Annotated in this window: 2 protein-coding genes and 1 pseudogene; all 3 read left to right on the top strand. The window is 72.4% G+C overall.

Translation table 11 applies throughout. The features are described from left to right. Window positions 1–2 precede the first annotated feature (2 nt). The 3 genes and pseudogenes from ACFWIW_RS21180 (at window position 3) to ACFWIW_RS21170 (ending at window position 21,885) form a co-directional block, all read left to right on the top strand. Window positions 3–16,100 (top strand): SDR family NAD(P)-dependent oxidoreductase, encoded by a 16,098-nt coding sequence (locus ACFWIW_RS21180; RefSeq protein ID WP_378369997.1) that lies wholly within the window; start codon window positions 3–5, stop codon window positions 16,098–16,100. A gap of 1 nt (window position 16,101) precedes the next feature. Continuing rightward, window positions 16,102–21,174, top strand: a pseudogene (locus ACFWIW_RS21175) (type I polyketide synthase); the annotation flags it as partial. Further along, window positions 21,163–21,885 carry an alpha/beta fold hydrolase gene (locus ACFWIW_RS21170; RefSeq protein ID WP_378370071.1) on the top strand — a complete coding sequence of 241 codons (723 nt, stop codon included), beginning with the start codon at window positions 21,163–21,165 and terminating at the stop codon, window positions 21,883–21,885. The pseudogene ACFWIW_RS21175 and the gene ACFWIW_RS21170, both read left to right, overlap by 12 nt. The last annotated feature ends 81 nt before the right edge of the window (window positions 21,886–21,966 follow it).

The raw sequence follows: 21,966 nt of genomic DNA, 5'->3' as shown, positions 1-21,966 counted from the left end.
CTGTGGGCGACCGACGGCGGCATGACGGGCGAACTGAGCGACACCGACCTGGCCAGGATGGGCCGCACCGGTATCGCCGCGCTGACCCCGGAAGCCGGGCTCGCCCTGTTCGACGCGGCCTCCGGCGCCGGTCCGGTGGTGCTGCCGATGGCGTTGACGCCGTCCTCGCTCCGCGACGTGGATCCCGTGTCGTTGCCACCGTTGCTGCGCGGACTGGTGCGGACGCCGTCCCGGCGTGCCGCATCCGCCCCCACCGGTCCGGCGTTGCAGGACAGGCTTGCGGGCCTGACCGGCGCCGAACGCGGCGACGCGGTCCTCGAAGTGGTGCGCGAGCAGGTCGCCGCCGCGCTCGGTCATCCGGGCGCCGGTGCGATCGATCCGGGCAAGGGTTTCGTCGAACTCGGGATGGACTCGCTGAGCGCGGTCGAACTCCGCAACCAGCTGTGCGCGCTGAGCGGGCTGAAACTCTCGACGACGGTGGTGTTCGACCACCCCAACCCGGCCGCGCTCGCCGGGCACCTCGCGGCCGAACTGCCCGCCGAAGGGGTGGCCACCACCGCGTCGGTGCACGCCGGGCTCGACCGGCTCGAAGCGTTGCTGGCCACCGCGGCCCCGGCGAACGGGGACCGCGCCGGGGTCACCGCGCGCCTGCGCACGCTGCTGGCGGCGTGGACCGGCGAGCCCGCCGCCGAGGCGGACGACTCGCTGGAGTCGGCCACCGCGGACGAACTGTTCGACCTGCTCGATCACGAACTCGGCGCGTCCTGACCCGCCTGATACTGGGAGACCCTTCCGTGGCGAACGAAGACAAGTACCTCGACTACCTCAAGCGCGCGACCGCCGACCTGCGGGAGACCCGGCGACGGCTGAAGGAGGCCGAGGACCGCGGCCACGAGCCGATCGCCATCATCGGGATGGCCTGCCGGTTCCCCGGTGGCGTGCGGTCGCCGGAGGATCTGTGGGAGCTGGTCGCCGAGGGTCGCGACGGGATCTCCGGGTTCCCGGCCGACCGGGGCTGGGACCTGTCCGCGCTGTACGACCCGGCGGGGGAGAAGCCCGGCACCTCGTACTGCCGCGAAGGCGGTTTCCTCGACGGCGCGGGCGAATTCGACCCGGCCTTCTTCGGGATCTCGCCGAGGGAAGCGCTCGCCATGGACCCGCAGCAGCGGCTGCTGCTGGAGATCTCCTGGGAGACCTTCGAACGCGCGGGTATCGACCCCGGCTCGCTGCGGGGCAGCCGGACCGGGGTGTTCGCCGGGGTGATGTACCACGACTACGTCTCCCGGCTCGCCGCCATCCCGGAGGAGCTCGAGGGCTACCTCGGCACCGGGAACTCGGGCAGCGTCGTTTCCGGGCGGGTCGCCTACACCTTCGGGCTGGAGGGCCCGGCGGTGACGATCGACACCGCGTGCTCGTCCTCGCTCGTCGCGCTGCATCTGGCGGCGCAGGCGCTGCGGCAGGGCGAATGCACGATGGCGCTCGCCGGCGGCGTCGCGGTGATGTCCACACCGGACACTTTCGTCGACTTCAGCCGCCAGCGCGGGCTCGCCGCGGACGGCCGCTGCAAGTCCTATTCGGACGGAGCGGACGGCACGTCGTGGGCCGAGGGCGTCGGGATGCTCCTGGTGGAGAAGCTGTCCGACGCGCAGCGGCTCGGCCACCCGGTGCTCGCTGTCGTCAGCGGCAGTGCGGTCAACCAGGACGGGGCGAGCAGCGGTCTCAGCGTGCCGAACGGCCCGTCGCAGCAGCGGGTCATCCGGCAGGCCCTGGAGAACGCGCGGCTTTCGGCCGGGCAGGTCGACGTCGTGGAGGGCCACGGCACCGGGACCACCCTGGGCGACCCGATCGAGGCGCAGGCGCTGCTGGCCACCTACGGCCGGGAGAAATCCGCGGACCGGCCGCTGTGGCTGGGTTCGCTGAAGTCGAACATCGGGCATTCCCAGTCCGCCGCCGGCGTCGGTGGCGTGATCAAGATGGTGCAGGCGATCCGGCACGGAGTCCTGCCGCGCACGCTGCACGCGGACGATCCTTCGTCCAAAGTGGACTGGTCGGCCGGTGCCGTCGAACTGCTCACCGAAGCACGCGAGTGGCCCGAGACCGGGCAGCCCCGCCGCGCCGGCGTTTCCTCGTTCGGGGTCAGCGGCACCAACGCGCACACCATCATCGAGCAGGCCCCCGAGAGCGAAGACGTCGCGGGCGTGCCGCCCACTGGCGCCCTGCCCGCGATCCTGTCCGCCAAGACCGCGGACGCGCTGCGTGACCAGGTCACGCGGTTGCGCTCGCACGTCCTCGCCCGGCCGGAGCTGAGCGTCGCCGACATCGCCGCCTCGCTCGCCACCACCCGTGTCCTGCACGAGCACCGGGGCGCGATCGTCGCGGCCGACCGGGACCAGCTACTGGCCGGGCTGGACATCCTCGCCGCCGGCGCCACCACGTCCGGGGTCGCCCAGGGCGCCGCCGCCGACGGCCGGACGGCGTTCCTGTTCACCGGTCAGGGCAGCCAGCGGCGCGGGATGGGCCGGGAACTGGCCGAGCGGTTCCCGGTGTTCGCCGAGGCCTTCCGCGAGCTGTGTGCCCGGTTCGAGCTGCCGGTCGACGAACTGTCCACCGAGGAGCTGAACCAGACGGCGAACACGCAGTGCGCGTTGTTCGCCTTCGAGGTGGCGCTGTTCCGGCTGGTGGAGAGCTGGGGCGTCAAGCCCGACTTCCTGGCCGGCCACTCGATCGGCGAGATCGCGGCGGCCCATGTCGCGGGCGTGTTCAGTCTCGATGACGCCGTGAAGCTGGTGTCGGCGCGAGGCCGCCTGATGCAGGCTTTGCCCACCGGCGGCGCGATGGTGGCGTTGCAGGCGACCGAGGCCGAGGTCGTCCCGCTGCTGACGGACCGGGTTTCGCTGGCGGCGATCAACGGCCCGGAGTCCGTGGTCCTTTCCGGCGACGAAGACGCTGTCGCCGCCGTGGTGTCCCGGTTCGGGGACCGCAAGCACAAGCGGCTCGCCGTGAGTCACGCGTTCCATTCTCCGCTGATGGAACCGATGCTCGACGAGTTCCGCGCGGTCGCCGAAAGCCTGTCGTACGCGGCGCCGCGGATTCCGATCGTGTCCGGTGGCAAGGTCGATGTGTCCACTTCGGACTATTGGGTCCGGCATGTCCGTGACGCGGTGCGGTTCCACGATTCGGTGAAGTTCCTGGCGGCCGAAGGGGTCACCCGGTTCCTGGAGATCGGGCCGGACGCCGTCCTGACCGCGATGGCCAAGGAAAGCGCGGGGGACGCGGTCGTCGTCGCGGCCACGCGCCGCAACCGCGCGGAAGACGTCACGCTGCTCGCCGCGGTCTCCACGCTGCACGTCCACGGGGCGGCCGTCGACTGGACGCCGCTGCTCGCCGGTGCCCGCCGCGTCGACCTGCCCACCTATGCCTTCCAGCACCGCCGGTTCTGGCTGGACGGCCCGCTGAACGCCGAGGGTGACGCGGCGAGCCTCGGCCTGGGCGCCACCGATCACCCGCTGCTCGGCGCCGTCGTCACGATGGCCGACGCGCACGGTGTGCTGCTCACCGGGCGGCTTTCCCTCGCCGCGCAGCCGTGGCTGGCCGGGCACGTGGTCGCGGGACACGTCCTGCTGCCGGGCACCGCGTTCGTCGACCTCGTCCTGCACGCCGGGGACAAGGTCGACTGCGGGATCGTGGAGGAACTGACCCTGCGCGAACCCCTCGTCCTGCCCGAACACGACGCGCTCAGCCTGCAACTCGTCGTCGGCGCGCCGGACGAGACCGGCAGGCGCACGGTCGGCGTCCACTCCCGCCCCGAGGCCGCCGACGCCGAATGGTCGTGCCACGCCACCGGTGTCCTCGCCCCCGGCTTCCCCGACACCGACTTCAGCCTCGCCGCGTGGCCGCCCGAAGGCGCGGAGCCGGTCGCGATCGACGGCCTGTACGGCGCGCTCGCCGAGGTCGGCCTCGACTACGGGCCCGCCTTCCAATGCGTCCGCGCCGCCTGGACCCATGAATCGGCCGTCTACGCCGAAATCGAGCTGGCCGATGCCGAGAAGACCGACGCGGCCCGCTTCGGGATCCACCCGGCCCTGCTCGACTCGGCCCTGCACGCCGCCGGACTCGGCGCACTGGACGCCACCGAAGCCCGGCTCCCGTTCTCGTGGTCCGGCGTGAGCCTGAGGGCGTTCGGAGCGACGACGATCCGCGTGCGGCTGACCCCCGCGGGGCCGGACACGATCGCGCTGGCCGTCGCGGATCCGGAGGGGCGGCCGGTGTTCACCGCCGACGGCCTCCTCGTCCGCGCGGTCCCGTCGGGCGCTCTCACCTCCCGGAACCCGGTACGCGACGCGTTGTTCCGGGTGGACTGGCAGCCGCTCGCCATGCCCGCCGAAGCGGCCGAACACGTCGTGGCCTCGTTCACCGGGTACACCGGCGACCTGCTCGGCGACGCCCACGCGGCCGCGGTCCGCGCGCTCGAACTGGTGCGTGCCGATCAAGGCGGCCCGAAACTCGTCTTCCTGACCAGCGGTGCCGTCGGGGACGCCGTGCCGCATCCGGCGCAGGCCACCGTGTGGGGTCTCGTCCGCACCGCGCAGGAAGAGTTCCCGGACCGGTTCGTCCTCCTCGACATCGACACCGAGCCCACGTCCGAACTCGTCGCGGCCGCCGTCGCCACCGGTGAACCCGAACTCATGCTCCGCGAAGGCGTCCTGTCCGGTGCCCGGCTCGTCCGCGCCTCGCGTGCCTCCGCCGAACCCGGCGACATCGCGGGGACGGTGCTGGTCACCGGCGGCACCGGCGCGCTCGGCGCGGACCTCGCCCGGCATCTGGTGCGGTCGCGCGGTGTGCGGCGGCTGCTGCTCACCAGCCGTCGCGGTGCGGCGGCCCCCGGTGCGGACATCCTCGTCCGTGAGCTGACCGCGCTCGGCGCCGACGTCCGGATCGAAGCCTGCGACGCTGCGGACCGGGACGCGCTCGCCGCCCTGCTCGCCGATCAGCCGATCGCCCTCGCCGTGCACGCGGCGGGTGTGCTGGACGACGGCCTCCTCGGTGACCTGACGCCGGATCGGCTCACCGCCGTCCTGAAGTCCAAAGTGGACGCCGCCGTACATCTGCACGAGCTGCTCGGCGACACCGAGCTCGTCCTGTTCTCCTCCGCCGCCGGAGTGTTCGGCAACGAAGGACAGGCGAACTACGCCGCCGCGAACGCCTTCCTCGACGCCCTCGCCCGGCATCGGCACGCGAACGGCCTGCCCGGCACGGCACTGGCGTGGGGGATGTGGGCCGCCGGAATGGGCGACTCGCTCGCCTCCCGCCCCGGCTTCCCTGCTCTGTCCACAGAGGACGGCATGGCGCTCTTCGACGCCGCGACGGCGCTCGGCGACGCCGCGCTCGTCCCGATCCGGCTCGATCTGCCCGCGCTGCGTGCGCGGCTCGGCGGCGACGTGCCGCCGTTGCTGCGCGGCCTGATCCGGCCCACCCGCCGCGCCGCCGTCACCGGTTCGGCCGGCGCGCTCGCCGACCGGCTGGCCGCGCTCGCCCCGGCCGAACGGAGCCGGGAACTGCTGGAGATCGTGCGGACGCACGTCGCCATCGTGCTGGGCCACCTCGGTTCGGAGGCGATCGATGCCGGGAAACCGTTCCAGGAGCTCGGCTTCGACTCGCTGGCGGCGGTCGAACTGCGCAACCGGCTGACCGAGGCCACTGGCCTGCGGCTGGCCGCGACCCTTGTTTTCGACTACCCGACACCGCTCGTGCTCGCCGAGCACCTGCTGGAGGGGCTCGCCGGGGGCGGACTCGCCGAGGCACCCGACGTGCCGGTGCGCACGAGCCCGGTCGACGAGCCGATCGCGATCATCAGCATGGCCTGCCGCTACCCGGGCGGGGTCACTTCTCCCGAAGAGCTGTGGGATCTCGTGGCCGCCGGCCGGGACGGGGTCTCGTCGTTCCCGGTCAACCGGGGCTGGGACGACGTCTACGACGCGGACCCCGGCAAGGCGGGCAAGAGTTACGCCCGCGAGGGCGGGTTCCTGCACGACGCGGGCGAATTCGACGCGGCGTTCTTCGGGATCTCGCCGCGCGAGGCGCTGGCGATGGATCCGCAGCAGCGGTTGCTGCTGGAGACGTCGTGGGAGGTCTTCGAACGCGCCGGGATCGATCCGCACGCGGTGCGGGGAAGCAAGACCGGCGTCTTCGCCGGGGTGATGTACCACGACTACGCGGCGCGGCTGAATTCCGTGCCGGAGGACGTCGAGGGCTATCTCGGCACGGGCAACTCGGGCAGCGTGATCTCGGGACGGCTGGCCTACACGTTCGGGCTGGAAGGCCCCGCGGTGAGCATCGACACGGCCTGTTCGTCCTCGCTGGTCGCGATGCACCTCGCCGGGCAGGCGCTGCGGCAGGGTGAATGCTCGCTCGCGCTCGCCGGCGGTGTGACCGTGATGGCGACACCGAACACCTTCGTCGAGTTCAGCCGACAGCGTGGGATGGCCACCGACGGCCGGTGCAAATCCTTCGCCGAGGCCGCGGACGGCACCGGCTGGGGCGAGGGCGTCGGCATGCTCCTGCTGGAGCGTCTGTCGGACGCCCGCCGCAACGGCCACCGGGTGCTGGCCGTGGTCCGCGGCTCGGCGGTGAACCAGGACGGCGCGTCGAACGGCTTGACGGCGCCGAACGGGCCGTCGCAGCAGCGCGTGATCCGTCAGGCTTTGGCACAGGCTGGCTTGCGTCCGTCCGATGTGGACGCCGTCGAGGCGCACGGTACGGGAACGACTCTGGGGGACCCGATCGAGGCGCAGGCCCTGCTGGCCACCTACGGGCAGGATCGTGAGGAGCCGTTGTGGCTGGGTTCGGTGAAGTCGAACCTCGGGCACACGCAGGCGGCCGCCGGTGTCGCGGGCGTGATCAAGATGGTCGAGGCGATGCGTCACGGCATCCTGCCCCGGACGCTGCATGTCGATGAGCCTTCGTCCCATGTGGACTGGTCCGATGGCGCGGTCTCCCTGCTCAGCGAACCGCGAGAGTGGCCGGACACCGGACGCCCGCGACGCGCCGGGGTGTCGTCGTTCGGGATCAGCGGGACCAACGCGCACACCATCATCGAGGCCGTCGAGCCGGAAGCCGCCGCGTCCGGAAGCCCGGATGTCGCGCCGTGGCCGCTGTCCGGCAAGACCGAGGAAGCGTTGCGCGCGCAGGCGGCCCGCCTCCACGACCACCTGCTGGCCACTCCCGGCCTGAGCGCGGCGGACGTCGCGCTCTCCCTCGCGGCGCGGGCGGACCTGGAGCACCGGGCCGCGCTCGTGGCCGGTGACCGCGACGGTCTCCTGGCCGCCCTGGACGCGCTCGCGCACGGCGAGACCGCCGAGGGGATCGTCCGGGGAACGGCGCGGCACACCGGCCGGACGGCGTTCCTGTTCACCGGTCAGGGCAGCCAGCGGCTCGGGATGGGTCGTGAGCTGGCCGAGCGTTTCCCGGTGTTCGCCGAGGTCTTCGATGAGGTCTCGTCGCGGTTCGAGCGGCCGATCAAGGAACTGACGGCCGAGGAGCTGAATCAGACCGCGAACACGCAGTGCGCGTTGTTCGCGATCGAGGTGGCGCTCTTCCGACTGGTGGAGAGCTGGGGCATCCGGCCGGACTTCCTGGCCGGGCATTCGGTCGGGGAGATCGCGGCGGCTCATGTCGCGGGTGTGCTTTCCCTCGACGATGCCGCCAAGCTGGTGTCGGCGCGGGGCCGGTTGATGCAGGCCTTGCCCACGGGCGGCGCGATGGTGGCGCTGAGGGTGACCGAGGCCGAGGTGACACCTTTCCTTACCGATCGGGTGTCGTTGGCGGCGATCAACGGTCCGGAGTCGGTGGTCGTCTCGGGTGACGAGGACGCCGTCGCCGCTGTGGTCTCTCGGTTCGAGGGCCGGAAGCACAAACGGCTCGTGGTGAGTCACGCGTTCCACTCGCCGTTGATGGAGCCGATGCTGGAAGAGTTCCGCGTGATCGCCGACGGCCTGTCGTATGCGGCGCCGCGGATTCCGATCGTGTCGGGTGCTCTTGTCGATGTGTCCACTTCGGACTATTGGGTCCGTCACGTCCGTGACGCGGTGCGGTTCCACGATTCGGTGAAGTTCCTGGAAGCCGAGGGTGTCACGCGGTTCCTGGAGATCGGTCCGGACGGCGTGCTGACCGCGATGGCCCAGGACAGCCTGGAGGACGCGGTCGTCGTCCCCGCCCTGCGACGCGACAAACCCGAGGTGACGACCCTGCTGACGGCGGTGGCCGGACTGCACGTCCACGGCGCCGACGTCGACTGGGGCCCGTTGTGCGCCGGTGCCCGCCGGGTGGATCTGCCCACGTATGCCTTCCAGCGCACGGAGTTCTGGCTCGACGCGGGCGCCGCGGCCGGCGATCTGACCGCGGCGGGACTGGCCGACGCCGGGCATCCGCTGCTGGGTGGCGCGGTGACCCTGCCGGATTCCGGCGGGACCGTCTTCACCGGCAGGCTGTCGCTCTCGGCCCAGCCCTGGCTCGCCGACCATGCCGTCGGGGAGACCGTGCTCCTGCCCGGAACCGCGTTCGTCGATCTGGCGCTCGCCGCCGGACGGCGGCACGGCCACGTCGTCCTCGACGAACTCACCCTGGAGAGCCCGCTGGTCCTGCCGGAGCACGGCGGTGTCGAGCTGCGCGTGTGGGTCCGCGAACCGGACGACACCGGCGCGTGCGCGGTCAGCGTGCATTCCCGCGCCGACGACGACGAACCCTGGATCCGCCACGCGGTCGGGACGCTGACCGAGGACACCGGCGCCGCCCCCACCGACCTGACGTCGTGGCCGCCCGCCGCCGAGGAGACCGACGTCGACGGCCTGTACGACGCGCTCGCCGGTGCGGGCCTGAACTACGGCCCGGTGTTCCAAGGTGTCCGCGCCGCCTGGCGCGACGGCACCACGGTGTACGCCGAGATCGACCTCGACGAACGTCACCACGGCGACGCCGCCCGGTTCGGCCTGCACCCGGCGCTGCTGGACGCTGCCCTGCACACCGCCGGGCTCGGCGCGCTGAGCACCGAAGGCGGGGCCCGGCTGCCCTTCCTGTGGTCGGGTGTCTCGTTCACCGGGCTCGGCGCCACGAGCCTGCGCGTCCGGCTCACCGCGAAGGACGACACGCTCTCCCTGGCGATCGCGGACGGGGCGGGGGCGCCGGTGGCGACCGTCGCCGGGCTGACCGTCCGCCGGGTCGACCCCGCCGCGTTCGGTGGCGGCGCCGACTCGCTGTTCCGGGTGGAGTGGGTCCCGGTCCGCGCCCGTGCCGCGGACAGCGCATATGTCGTCCGGTCCGAAGTGGACACTGCGTCAGACGTGCATGAAGCGACCGCGCAAACGCTTGCGGCGCTCCAATCCTGGCTCGCCGACGAAAGCGACGCCACCTTGGTCGTCCTTACCAGCGGCGCCGTGTCGGTGGCGGGGGAGGACCCGCGTGATCTCGCCCGCGCCGCCGTCTGGGGGCTGGTGCGGTCGGCGCAGTCCGAGCACCCGGGCCGGATCGTACTCGTCGACACCGACACCGACACAGACACGGCGGACCTGGCGGAGGCCGTCGCCACCGGCGAAGCGCAGCTCGCCGTCCGGGACGGGAAGCTGTGGGCGCCGCGTCTGGTGAAGAGCGTGCCTTCCAGTGCCACACCGCGTTTCGACCCGGCGGGGACCGTCCTGCTCACCGGGGCCACCGGCGCGCTGGGCCGGTCGCTGGCCCGGCACCTGATCTCCGGACACGGCGTGCGGCACCTGCTCCTGGTCAGCCGCAGCGGGGCGACCGCCCCCGGCGCCGAGGACCTGCTGGCCGAACTGGCCGGGCTCGGCGCCTCCGCGGTACTGGAGTCCTGCGACGTCGCCGACCGGGAAGCCCTAGCGGAGCTGCTGGCCGGGATCGACCCCGGGCATCCGCTCACCGCCGTGGTGCACGCGGCCGGTGTCCTCGACGACGGCCTTCTCCACAGCCTGACCCCCGAACGGTTCGACGCCGTCCTGCGGCCCAAGGTCGACGCGGCGCTGAACCTGCACGAGCTGGCGGGTGACGTCGACGAGTTCGTCCTGTTCTCCTCGGCGGCGGGCACGTTCGGCAACGCCGGGCAGGCGAACTACGCCGCGGCGAACGCCTTCCTCGACGCGCTGGCACAGCACCGGCTGGCCAACGGGCTCCCGGCCCGGTCACTGGCCTGGGGCCTGTGGGACACCGACGACGGGATGGACGCTTCCGCCGCCGTCGCCAGGCTCACCGGCTCCGGCCTCACCACCGAAGAAGGGCTGCGCCTGTTCGACACCGCGGGTGACGGCGTCGTCCTGCCGATGAAGCTCGACGTCGCCGCGCTCCGCGCCGAACTCGGCTCCGACGTGCCGTCCCTGCTGCGCGGGCTGATCAAGGCGCCCGCGCGGCGCTCCGCCGGGGCGTCGGCGTGGAAGCGGCAGCTCGCGGGACTGTCCGAAGAGGACCGTGACGCGCGCCTTCTCGAACTCGTGCGGACACAGGTCGCCGCGGTGCTGGGCTACTCCGGCCCGGAGGACGTTCCGTCGGACCGGGCGTTCACCGAACTCGGCTTCGATTCGCTCACGTCGGTGGACCTGCGGAACCGGCTGAACTCCGCGACCGGGCTGCGCCTGCCCGCGACCCTCGTGTTCGACCACCCGAGCTCCGACGCGGTGGTCTCCCGGCTGCGGGAGGAACTGTCCGGCGGCACGGTAACGGCCGCCGCCGTCACCACGGCACCGGTCGACGAACCGATCGCCATCGTCGGCATGGCCTGCCGGTTCCCCGGCGGGGTCCGCTCGCCGGAAGACCTCTGGCGTCTGGTCAGCGAAGGCCGCGACGGCATCACGCCGTTCCCGGCGGACCGGGGATGGGACGTCGAAGGCCTGTACGACCCCGACGTCGGCAGGCCCGGCACCTCCTGCACCCGGTACGGCGGATTCCTGCACGACGCCGGGGACTTCGACCCCGGGTTCTTCGGGATCTCGCCGCGTGAGGCGCTGGCGATGGACCCGCAGCAGCGGTTGCTGCTGGAGACGTCCTGGGAAGCCTTCGAACGCGCCGGGATCGACCCGGCCACCCTGCGCGGTTCCGCGACCGGCGTCTTCGCCGGGGCGATGTACCACGACTACGTTTCGCGGCTCACCGAGATCCCGGCGGATCTGGAGGGATACCTCGGCACAGGGAACTCGGGCAGCGTGATCTCGGGGCGCCTCGCCTACGCCTTCGGGCTGGAGGGTCCGGCGGTCAGCATCGACACGGCCTGTTCGTCGTCGCTGGTCGCGATGCATCTGGCGGCGCAGGCGCTGCGCCAGGGCGAATGCGGCCTGGCACTGGCCGGCGGTGTCGCGGTGATGTCCACTCCGGACACCTTCATCGAGTTCAGCCGCCAGCGCGGGATGGCGCCCGACGGCCGGATCAAGGCGTTCTCCGAAACGGCGGACGGCACGGCCTGGGGTGAAGGCGTCGGCATGCTGCTGCTGGAACGGCTTTCGGACGCCCGCCGCAACGGCAGGCGGGTGCTGGCCGTCCTGCGGGGCACGGCGGTGAACCAGGACGGCGCGTCGAACGGGCTCACTGCGCCGAATGGGCCGTCGCAGCAACGCGTGATCCGTCAGGCACTGGCACAGGCTGGCTTGCGTCCGTCCGATGTGGACGCCGTCGAGGCGCACGGGACCGGGACGACACTCGGTGATCCGATCGAGGCACAGGCCCTGCTGGCCACCTATGGGCAGGATCGTGAGGAGCCGTTGTGGCTGGGTTCGGTGAAGTCCAACCTCGGCCACACACAGGCCGCCGCCGGTGTCGCGGGTGTGATCAAGATGGTCGAGGCGATGCGCCACGGCGTGCTGCCCAGGACGTTGCATGTCGACGAGCCTTCGTCCCATGTGGACTGGACCGAAGGCGCCGTTTCCCTGCTCACCGAAACACGGGAGTGGCCGGACACCGGACGCCCGCGACGGGCCGGGGTGTCGTCGTTCGGGATCAGCGGGACCAACGCTCACGCCGTCCTCGAAGTGGACGGCGTCGAGGACGCGGCGCCGGTCGAGCGGCCGGACGTGCTCGCGTTCCCGTTGTCCGCCAAGACCCAGGACGCTTTGCGTGGCCAGGCGGCCAGGGTGCGTGCCCGGTTGCTGACCGGAGACGCGCCCGAACTCGCCGACGTCGCGCACACCCTCGCGACACGGGGACTTTTCGAGCACCGCGCGGTGGTCACCGCCGGGGACCGCGACGGACTGCTCGACGCGCTGGCCGCGCTGGCCGGGGGAGAACCGGGCGGCTTCGTCACCGGGGTCGCGAAACCGGGCGGGAAACTCGCGTTCCTCTTCACCGGCCAGGGCAGCCAGCGCGCCGGGATGGCCGACGAGCTCTCGGCCGCCTTCCCCGTCTTCGCTCAAGCCTTCGACGAGATCTGCGCGCGTTTCGACGCCCTGCTGGACCGTCCGCTGCGCGAGGCGCTCGCCGGTGACCTGGTCGACCGCACCGAATACACCCAGTGCGCGATGTTCGCCTTCGAGGTCGCGCTGTTCCGGCTCGCCGAAAGCCGGGGCGTCCGGCCGGACTTCCTGGCGGGGCATTCGATCGGGGAACTGGCGGCGGCCCACGTCGCCGGGGTCTGGTCGCTGGAGGACGCCTGCACCGTGGTCGCCGCGCGCGGCAGGCTCATGCAGGCGCTGCCTCCGGGCGGCGCGATGATCGCCGTCCAGGCCACCGAGGAGGAGATCCGGCCGCTGATCGACGACGAGACCGTGTCGATCGCCGCGATCAACGGCCCGGTGTCGGTGGTCGTCTCCGGCGAAGACGCCGCCGTGACCGCGCTGGCCGCCGGGTTCGCCGAACGCGGCCGCAAGACCAAACGGCTCACCGTGAGCCACGCGTTCCACTCGCCGCTCATGGACGGGATGCTCGGCGAATTCCGCGCCGTGCTCGACGGGATCCAGGCCGCCGAACCGGAGATCCCGGTGGTGTCCACGCTGACCGGCGAGCCGCTGACCGGCGACCAGGCACGATCGAGCGAGTACTGGGTCCGGCACGTGCGGGACGCGGTCCGGTTCTGCGACGCGGTCCGGACCCTGGAGGCGCACGGCGTCCGGCGCTATCTGGAACTCGGCCCGGACGCGCCGCTGACCGCCCTCGGCGAGCACTGCGTCACGAACGAGTCCACAGTGGACGCTCCGCTGTTCGTGCCGTCGGCGCGCGCCGGGCGATCCGACGTCGAGTCGTTCGTCACCGCGCTCGCGCGGTTGCACGTCGACGGTGCCCGGGTCGACTGGGCGAAGGCGCTCCCCGGCCGGAAGATCGATCTGCCCACCTACGCCTTCCAGCACGAGCGGTTCTGGCTGCGGCCCGCCGCGCCCGCGGTCGGCGACGTCACCGGGCTGGGGCAGTCGCCCGCCGGGCATCCGCTGCTCGGTGCGGCGGTCGAGGCGCCGGACAGCGACGCGGTGCTGTTCACCGGCAGGCTGTCGGTGCAGGACCAGCCGTGGCTGGCCGACCACGTCGTCGCCGGGACGACCCTCCTGCCGGGTACGGCGTTCGTCGAACTCGCGTTGCGGGCCGGGGAGCTGACCGGCTGCGCGGCCATCGACGAACTGACCCTGGAAGCGCCGCTGGTGCTGCCGGACCACGGCGGCACGGCGCTGCGGATCGTCGCCGCCGCACCGGACGAGTCCGGCAGGCGCGCGCTGGACGTCTACTCCCGCCCCGACGAGGGCGACTGGATCCGCCACGCCACCGGGACCGTGTCGCCCCTGGCGGCGAGCGCGCCGTTCGATCTCTCGGCATGGGCGGCCGCCGACGCCGAGACCGTCGAAACCGACGGCCTCTACGACGGATTGGCCGCCGCCGGGCTCGAGTACGGCCCGGTCTTCCAGGGACTCCGCTCCGCCCGGCGGCGAGGCGACGACATCTGGGCCGAGGTCGACCTCCCCGAGGACACCACGACCGACGGCTTCGGCCTGCATCCGGCGTTGCTCGACGCCGCCTTGCACGCCCTGGGCTTCGCGGAAGGTGGCCAGCAGGAGGCCGATGTGGCGGCCGGCCGCGTGCGCCTGCCGTTCGCCTGGTCCGGCGTCCGGCTCCACGCCTCCGGTGCGCGTGCCCTGCGCGTCCGGCTGTCCCCGGCGGGGGAGAACGCGGTCTCCCTGGTCGCCGCGGACGAGACCGGCAGGCTGGTGGCCACTGTGGACGCTCTGACGCTGCGCCCCGTCTCGCTGGAACAGATCGGCGGGCGACAGGGCGTCCACGAGTCGCTGTTCGGCCTGGCCTGGGCGCCGGTCGCGCTCGATCCCACCGCCGCGGTGGCCGCGAGCTGGGCCGTCGTCGGTGTCGACGACTACAAACTCGACGCCGCGCTCACGGCCGCCGGCTATCGCGGACAGGCCTACGCGGATCTCGCCGCCCTGGCCGGGGCGATGGACCGCGTGCCCGAACTGGTCTTCGTGTCCTGCGCGCCGGACCACCGCCAAGGGCTGGCCGACGCCGCGCACACCGCCGCCCACCGGGCGCTGGAGCTGGTCCGTGCGTGGCTGGCCGAGGACCGGTTCGCCGGTTCCCGGCTGGTGCTGGTCACCGGCGGCGCGGTCGACGAACCGGCGCAGGCGGTGATCTGGGGCCTGGTCCGCTCGGCGCAGTCCGAACATCCCGGCCGGTTCGTGCTGGTCGACCTCGACGAACAGGACGCGTCGTATCGTGTGCTGCTGCCCGCCCTCGCCTCCGGCGAACCGCAGCTGGAGTTGCGCGAGGGAGCGGTGAAAGCGCCGCGGCTGGTCAAACCGGCCGTGACGGCCGCGGAAGACAAGGCGCCGACCGACGGGGCCGTGCTGATCACCGGCGGCACCGGGGCGCTCGGCGCGGCACTGGCCCGGCATCTGGTCACCGCGCACGGGAAGACCCGGCTGGTGCTCGCCGGACGCCGCGGCCCGGACGCGCCGGGCGCGGGCGAACTGGCCGACGAACTACGCGGCCTGGGTGCCGAGGTCGCGGTGGTCGCTTGCGACGCGGCCGACCGCGAAGCGCTGCAACGCCTTCTGGCCGAGCATCCGGTGACCGGAGTCGTGCACGCCGCCGGTGTGCTCGACGACGTCGTCCTCGACGGACTCACCCCGGAACGTCTCGACGCCGTCCTGCGGCCGAAGGTCGACGCCGCGGTGAACCTGCACGAACTGGCGGGCGACGTCGACGAGTTCGTGCTGTTCTCCTCCGCGGCGGGCACCTTCGGCAATCCGGGACAGGCGAACTACGCGGCGGCCAACGCGTTCCTCGACGCGCTCGCCCGGCATCGCCGTGCGCAGGGGCTGCCCGCGACGTCGCTCGCCTGGGGCCTCTGGGCCGGTGACGGGATGGCGGGCGGCATGTCCGGACGCGACCTGGACCGGATGACGGCCTCCGGCGCGGGCGCACTGTCCACAGAGGAGGGACTGGCGTTGTTCGACCTCGCGGTGACGGCGGCCGAACCGGTCCTGTTGCCGATGCGGCTGGACCTCGCCACCCTGCGGGCAGGCCTCGGCACCGACGTCCCGCCCCTGCTGCGCGGCCTGATCCGCGGTACCGGCAAACGCGCCGAGACCGCCGGTTCGCCGACCGGGGACGCGCTCAAGGCCGAACTGGCCGGGATGACCGGGGAGGAACGCGCCGCGGCACTGCTGAACCTCGTCGCGACCCACGTCGCCGCGGTCCTTGGGCACGCCGGTCCCGAGCAGGTCGACCCGGACAAGGCGTTCACGGAACTCGGGTTCGACTCGCTCGCCGCGGTCGAACTGCGCAACCGGGTCAACGAGGCCACCGGCCTGCGGCTGCCCGCCACACTGGTCTTCGACCATCCGACCACCGCCGCGGTGGCGGAACTGGTCGGCGCGGAGATCGTCGTGGACGACGCGCCACCGCCGCTGGGGGTGCTGGCGGAACTCGACCGGCTGGAGGCCGCGTTCGCCGGGGGAACCCCGGACGACGCGATCCGCGGCAAGGTCAAGGACCGGCTGCGCGCCCTGCTCGCGGCCTGCGATCCGGGCGAGGGCACCGAATCCGTGGCGGATCGGCTCGAAGACGCCTCGGACGACGAAATGTTCGAATTCATCGGCAAGGAACTCGGGATCTCCTGACTTGGGGGCGGAAATGAAAGACACCGAGGACAAACTCCGGTACTTCCTCAAGCAGGTCACCGCGGATCTCCACGAAACCCGCAAACGCTTGAAGGAAACCGAATCCGCGGGCAGCGAACCGATCGCCATCGTCGGGATGGCCTGCCGCTATCCCGGCGGGATCACCTCGCCCGAGGACCTGTGGCGGATGGTCGAAACCGGCGGCGACGGGATCAGCGGATTCCCCGTCGACCGTGGCTGGGACCTCGAAGCGCTGTACGACCCGGACCCGGACAAGCAGGGCACGAGTTACGTTTCGCAGGGCGGTTTCCTGCACGACGTCGCCGAGTTCGACCCGGCGTTCTTCGGGATCTCACCGCGCGAGGCGCTCGCGATGGATCCTCAGCAGCGGCTCCTGCTGGAGACGTCGTGGGAGGCCATCGAGCGGGCGGGGATCGATCCGGGTTCGCTGAAGGGCAGCCGGACCGGGGTGTTCGCCGGGCTGATGTACCACGACTACGTTTCCGGGCTGACCGAGATCCCCGACGAGGTCGGTGGCTATCTCGGCACCGGGAACTCCGGCAGTATCGCGTCCGGGCGGGTTTCCTACACTTTCGGGTTCGAAGGTCCGGCGCTCACCGTGGACACCGCGTGCTCGTCGTCGCTGGTGACCCTGCATCTCGCCGCGCAGGCGTTGCGGAGGGGCGAGTGCGACCTCGCGCTCTCCGGCGGGGTGACGGTGATGTTCACCCCTGGAACCTTCGTGGAGTTCAGCCGTCAGCGCGGAATGGCCCCGGACGGCCGCTGCAAACCCTTCGCCGAAGAGGCGGACGGCACCGGCTGGGCCGAGGGCGTCGGGATGCTGCTGGTGGAGCGGCTTTCCGACGCGCGGCGCAACGGCCATCCGGTTCTCGCGGTCCTGCGCGGATCGGCGGTGAACCAGGACGGCGCGTCGAACGGCCTGACCGCCCCGAACGGCCCGTCCCAGCAGCGGGTGATCCGCGAGGCGCTCGCCGACGCCCGGCTGACGACGGCGGACGTCGACGTCGTCGAGGCGCACGGAACCGGCACCACCCTGGGCGACCCGATCGAGGCGCAGGCGTTGCTCGCGACCTACGGCAAGGGCAGGCCGGCCGATCGGCCGCTGTGGCTCGGGTCGATCAAGTCGAACCTCGGGCACACGCAGGCCGCGGCCGGGGTCGCCGGGATCATCAAAATGGTGCAGGCACTGCGAACCGGGATCCTGCCCCGGAGCCTGCACGCGGAGACGCCGTCGTCGCATGTGGACTGGAGCGCGGGTGCGGTCTCCCTGCTGGCCGAGGCGCGGCCGTGGCCCGAACTCGACCGTCCTCGCCGAGCCGCCGTGTCGTCGTTCGGTATCAGCGGCACGAACGCGCACGTCGTCCTCGAAGCCGCCCCGGCCGCGGAAGAGGCCGAACCCCGGCAGCCGGTGGTGACCGGTGCGACGCCGTGGCTGCTGTCGGCCCGGACACCGGAAGCTCTCCGGGCGCGTGCCGCTCAGCTTCGGTCCTCTGTGGAGCTTCCGGGTGCCGCCGCCACGCTGGCCGCGCGGCCGCTGTTCGCGCACCGGGCGGCCATCGTCGGTGACCCGCGCGCCGCACTGGACGCGCTCGCCGCCGGAGAGCCGTCGAGCCTTCTGGCCGAAGGTGTCGCGCAGTCGGGCAAGGCCGTCTTTGTGTTCCCGGGTCAGGGTTCGCAGTGGGCGGGGATGGCGGAGGAGCTTTTGTTGTCGGCTCCGGTGTTCGCGGAGTCGATGGCCGAGTGTGAGAAGGCTTTGGCGTCCTTTGTGGACTGGCGGTTGTCCGAGGTGTTGTCGGATGCGGCTGCGTTGGAGCGGGTTGATGTGGTGCAGCCTGTTTTGTTCGCGGTGATGGTGTCGTTGGCGCGGTTGTGGCGGGCGTGTGGTGTGGAGCCTGCTGCGGTGGTGGGTCATTCGCAGGGTGAGATCGCTGCTGCGTGTGTGGCGGGTGCGTTGTCGTTGGATGACGCGGCGCGGGTGGTTTGTTTGCGGAGTAAGGCGATTCTGGCGTTGTCGGGTCTTGGTGGCATGGTGTCGGTTGCCGCGGCGGAGGGCCGGGTGCGGGAGTTGTTGCCCGAGGGTGTGTCGGTGGCGGCGGTGAATGGCCCCGCGTCGGTGGTGGTGTCGGGGGATGTCGCTGGTTTGGATGCGCTGATCAAGCGGTGTGAGCTGCTGGATGTGCGGGCGAAGCGGATTCCGGTGGATTACGCGTCGCATTCGGCGCATGTCGACGCGATCGAACACGATGTGGTGTCGGCGTTGGGCGGTATTTCGCCGCAGGCTCCGGTGATTCCGTTTTATTCGACGGTGACGGGTGAGCCTCTCGATGAGGCTGTGGACGCGGCGTATTGGTTCCGGAATCTGCGGGGGACGGTTCAGTTCGCGCGGACGGTGGATCGGTTGGTGGAGAACGGTTTCCGGTTCTTCGTGGAGACGAGCCCGCATCCGGTTTTGGTGCCTGGGATCAGTGAAGATGTTGTGGCGTTGGGGAGTTTGCGCCGGGGTGAGGGTGGTGCGGAGCGGTTCGTCCTGTCGCTGGCCGAAGCGCATGTGCACGGTCTGAGCCCGGAGTGGTCTTCGATCCTCCCGGCGACGGAATGGGTCGATCTGCCGACGTATCCGTTCCAGCGCAAGCGGTTCTGGCTCGAAGCCGGAACCGCCGCGGGGGACGCGTCGGCGTTCGGGCAGACCGTGGTGGACCACCCGCTGCTCGGCGCGGTCGTCGCGGTCCCCGGGACCGGCGGCCTGCTGTACACCGGCCGGATCTCGCTGGAAACCCATCCCTGGCTCGCCGATCACGCCGTGTCCGGGACGGTGCTGGTGCCCGGCACCGCCTTCGTGGAGCTCGCGCTGGCCGCCGGTGCTCAGGTGGACTGCACGATGCTCGACGAACTGACCTTGGAAGCCCCGCTCGTGCTCGAAGAAGGCACCGACGTCCGGCTCTCGGTCGAACTCGGCGACGCGGACATCGACGGCCGCCGCGAGGCCGGCGTGTACTCCCGCCGCGGCGACGAGCCCTGGACCCGGCACGCCCACGGCGTACTGCTGCCCGAAACGGACGGCGTGCCCACGCCGCTCGCCGAGTGGCCGCCGTCCGGGGCGGAACGCGTCGGCGTCGAGGCGCTGTACGACGAACTCGCGGACGCGGGCCTCGAATACGGCCCGGCGTTCCAAGGACTTCGCGCCGCTTGGCGTCGCGAGAACGAGGTCTTCGCCGAAATCGACCTGCCTGAGGCCCAGACCGGCGACGCTCCGGCCTTCGGCCTGCATCCCGCGTTGCTGGACGGCGCACTCCACGGGATCGCGCTGGGTGTGCTTCCCGAGGACGCGGAGGGGCTTCGGCTTCCGTTCGCGTTCTCCGGGGTCCGGCTGTGGTCGCGGGGCGCGACGGCCCTGCGGGTGCGGCTGCGGCCGTCGGCGGACGGCGTCGCGCTGACCGTCGCCGACGCCGAAGGCCTGCCGGTCGCCGACGTGGACGGCCTGCTGCTGCGGCCGGTGTCCGTCTCCGGTCTCGGCGGGTATCGCGAGTCCCTGTTCGGCCTGGACTGGGTGCCCGCGGGCGCGACCGAACCGCACGACGCGACGGTGTGGCACTGCGAGTCCGGGGATCTCCGCACCGTGCTGGCCGCGGCGCTCGAACGCGTCCGGACGTGGCTCGACGAACCCGGGGACGGGCCGCTCGTGATGGCCACCCGAGGCGGGATCGCCACCGAGCGCCCGGATCCGGTGGCGGCCGCGGTATGGGGGCTCGTGCGCTCGGCGCAGTCCGAGCACCCCGGCCGGTTCGTGCTCGTGGACGGTGACGTCCCGGCCGCGTTGCCCGCCGGGGAAGCGCAGGTCGTGGTTCGCGACGGGGTCAGCTTCGTCCCGAGGCTCGTCCGGGTCCCCGAGCCCGGCCCGGCGCGGCCGTGGAGCGAGAGCGACGTCGTGCTGATCACCGGCGGCACCGGCCTTCTCGGCGCGGCCGTCGCGAAACATCTCGTGGTGACGCACGGCGTGCGTTCGCTCGTGCTGCTGAGCCGTTCCGGCGCGTCCGCGCCCGGCGCGGCGGAGCTGGCGGACGAACTCGCCGGGCTGGGCGCCGAGGTCCGGATCCTGGCGTGCGACGCGGCCGACCGGGAGGCGCTGAGCCAGGTGCTGGCCGCGCATCCGGTGACCGGTGTGGTGCACGCCGCCGGTGTCCTCGACGACGGCCTGATCACCGCGCAGACTCCTGAGCGGCTCGACCGGGTCCTCGCGCCGAAGGTGGACGCCGCGGTGAACCTGCACGAACTCCTGCCCGATGCCGCGCCGTTCGTGATGTTCTCCTCGGCGGCCGGGGTCTTCGGCAACCCGGGTCAGTCCGGTTACGCCGCGGCCAACGCCTTCGTGGACGCGCTGATGGAACGCCGCAGGGCGGACGGCGCCGCCGCGACGTCGCTGGCGTGGGGCCTGTGGGCGACCACCAGCGCCATGACCGGTTCCGCCGACGTCGACCGGATGGCGAGGGCCGGGCTCACCGGACTGTCCACAGAGGAGGGTCTGGATCTGTTCGACGCCGCGCTCGCCACCGGGCGGACGCTGTCCGTCCCGATGCGGCTCGACCTCACCGCGCTCCGCGCCGAGGAGATCCCGCCGTTGCTGCGCGGACTCGTCCGTGCTCGTGCCCGGCGCGCGCCCGACGGTGGCGGCGCGTTCCGCGCACGGCTCGCCGCACTCGACACGGACGCCCGTGACAAGGAGATCCTGGAACTGGTGCGCGGCCAGGTCGCGGCCGTTCTCGGCCACGACGGTGCCGGCGCCATCGACGCCGGGGCCGCCTTCCTCGAACTCGGCTTCGACTCGCTCACCGCCGTCGACCTGCGCAACCGGCTGGCGGCCTCGACCGGCCTGCGGCTGCCGCCGTCGCTGGTCTTCGACCACCCGACGCCGCTCGCCGTCGCGGAACGGATCTCCGGTGACTTCTCGGCCCCCGGCCGGCAGCCCGAGACACCGGCCACGGGCGTCTTCGGCGCGATGTTCGCCCGCGCTGTCGAACTCGGCGAGGTCGCGCAATTCGTCGCGCTGGCCGCGCAGGCGTCGCGCTACCGGCCGTCGTTCACCGTCGACACCGCGCCGGACCAGAACCTGCAACCGGTCCGGCTCGCGAAAGGCCCGTCCGGCCCGGAACTGGTCTGCGTCCCCTCCCTGCTGATCGGCTCGGGCGCGCACGAATACGCGCGCTTCGCCGCGCCGTTCCGGGACGTGCAGGACGTTTCCGTCGTTCCGGTGCCCGGATTCGGGCACGGGCAGCCGCTGCCGGACTCGATCGAGGCGGTCCTCCACGCGCAGGCGGACGCGATCCTCCGCGAAGCCGGCGACCCGGTGGTGCTGGTGGCCCACTCGTCGGGCGGCCCGCTCGCCCACGCGCTGGCGAGGCATCTGGAGGAGGCGGGCGCCGCGCCCCGCGCGCTCGTGCTGATCGACGTCTACCCGCAGGACGAACACGCACTGGACGGCATCCGCGACCGGCTCACCGGCGACCTCGGTGACGACACGCGGCTCACCGCGATGGGCGCTTACCTGCGTCTGTTCGCCGGCTACGTGCCCGCGCCGACCGAGGTGCCGACGTTGCTGGTGCGGGCGGCGGAGCCGCTGGAAGCGTGGCGTGATCGGGACGGATGGCGGTCCGGCTGGGCGTTGCCGCATGACACGGTCGACGTCGAGGGGGATCACTTCACCATGCTGGAGGCGCATGCGGCGACGACCGCCGACGCCGTCCGGGAGTGGCTGGGGCGGCTGCCGTAGTCACAGCGGACGCGGGGGGGTGGGGCCCCCCCCGCCGGCGCCGCCCGGGGGTAGGGGGGAAGCCCCGGGGCGCGCCCCCGC

This window comes from Amycolatopsis sp. NPDC058340, assembly GCF_042723975.1.
Lineage (GTDB): Bacteria > Actinomycetota > Actinomycetes > Mycobacteriales > Pseudonocardiaceae > Amycolatopsis.
This window is presented reverse-complemented; position numbering and strand designations above follow the sequence as displayed.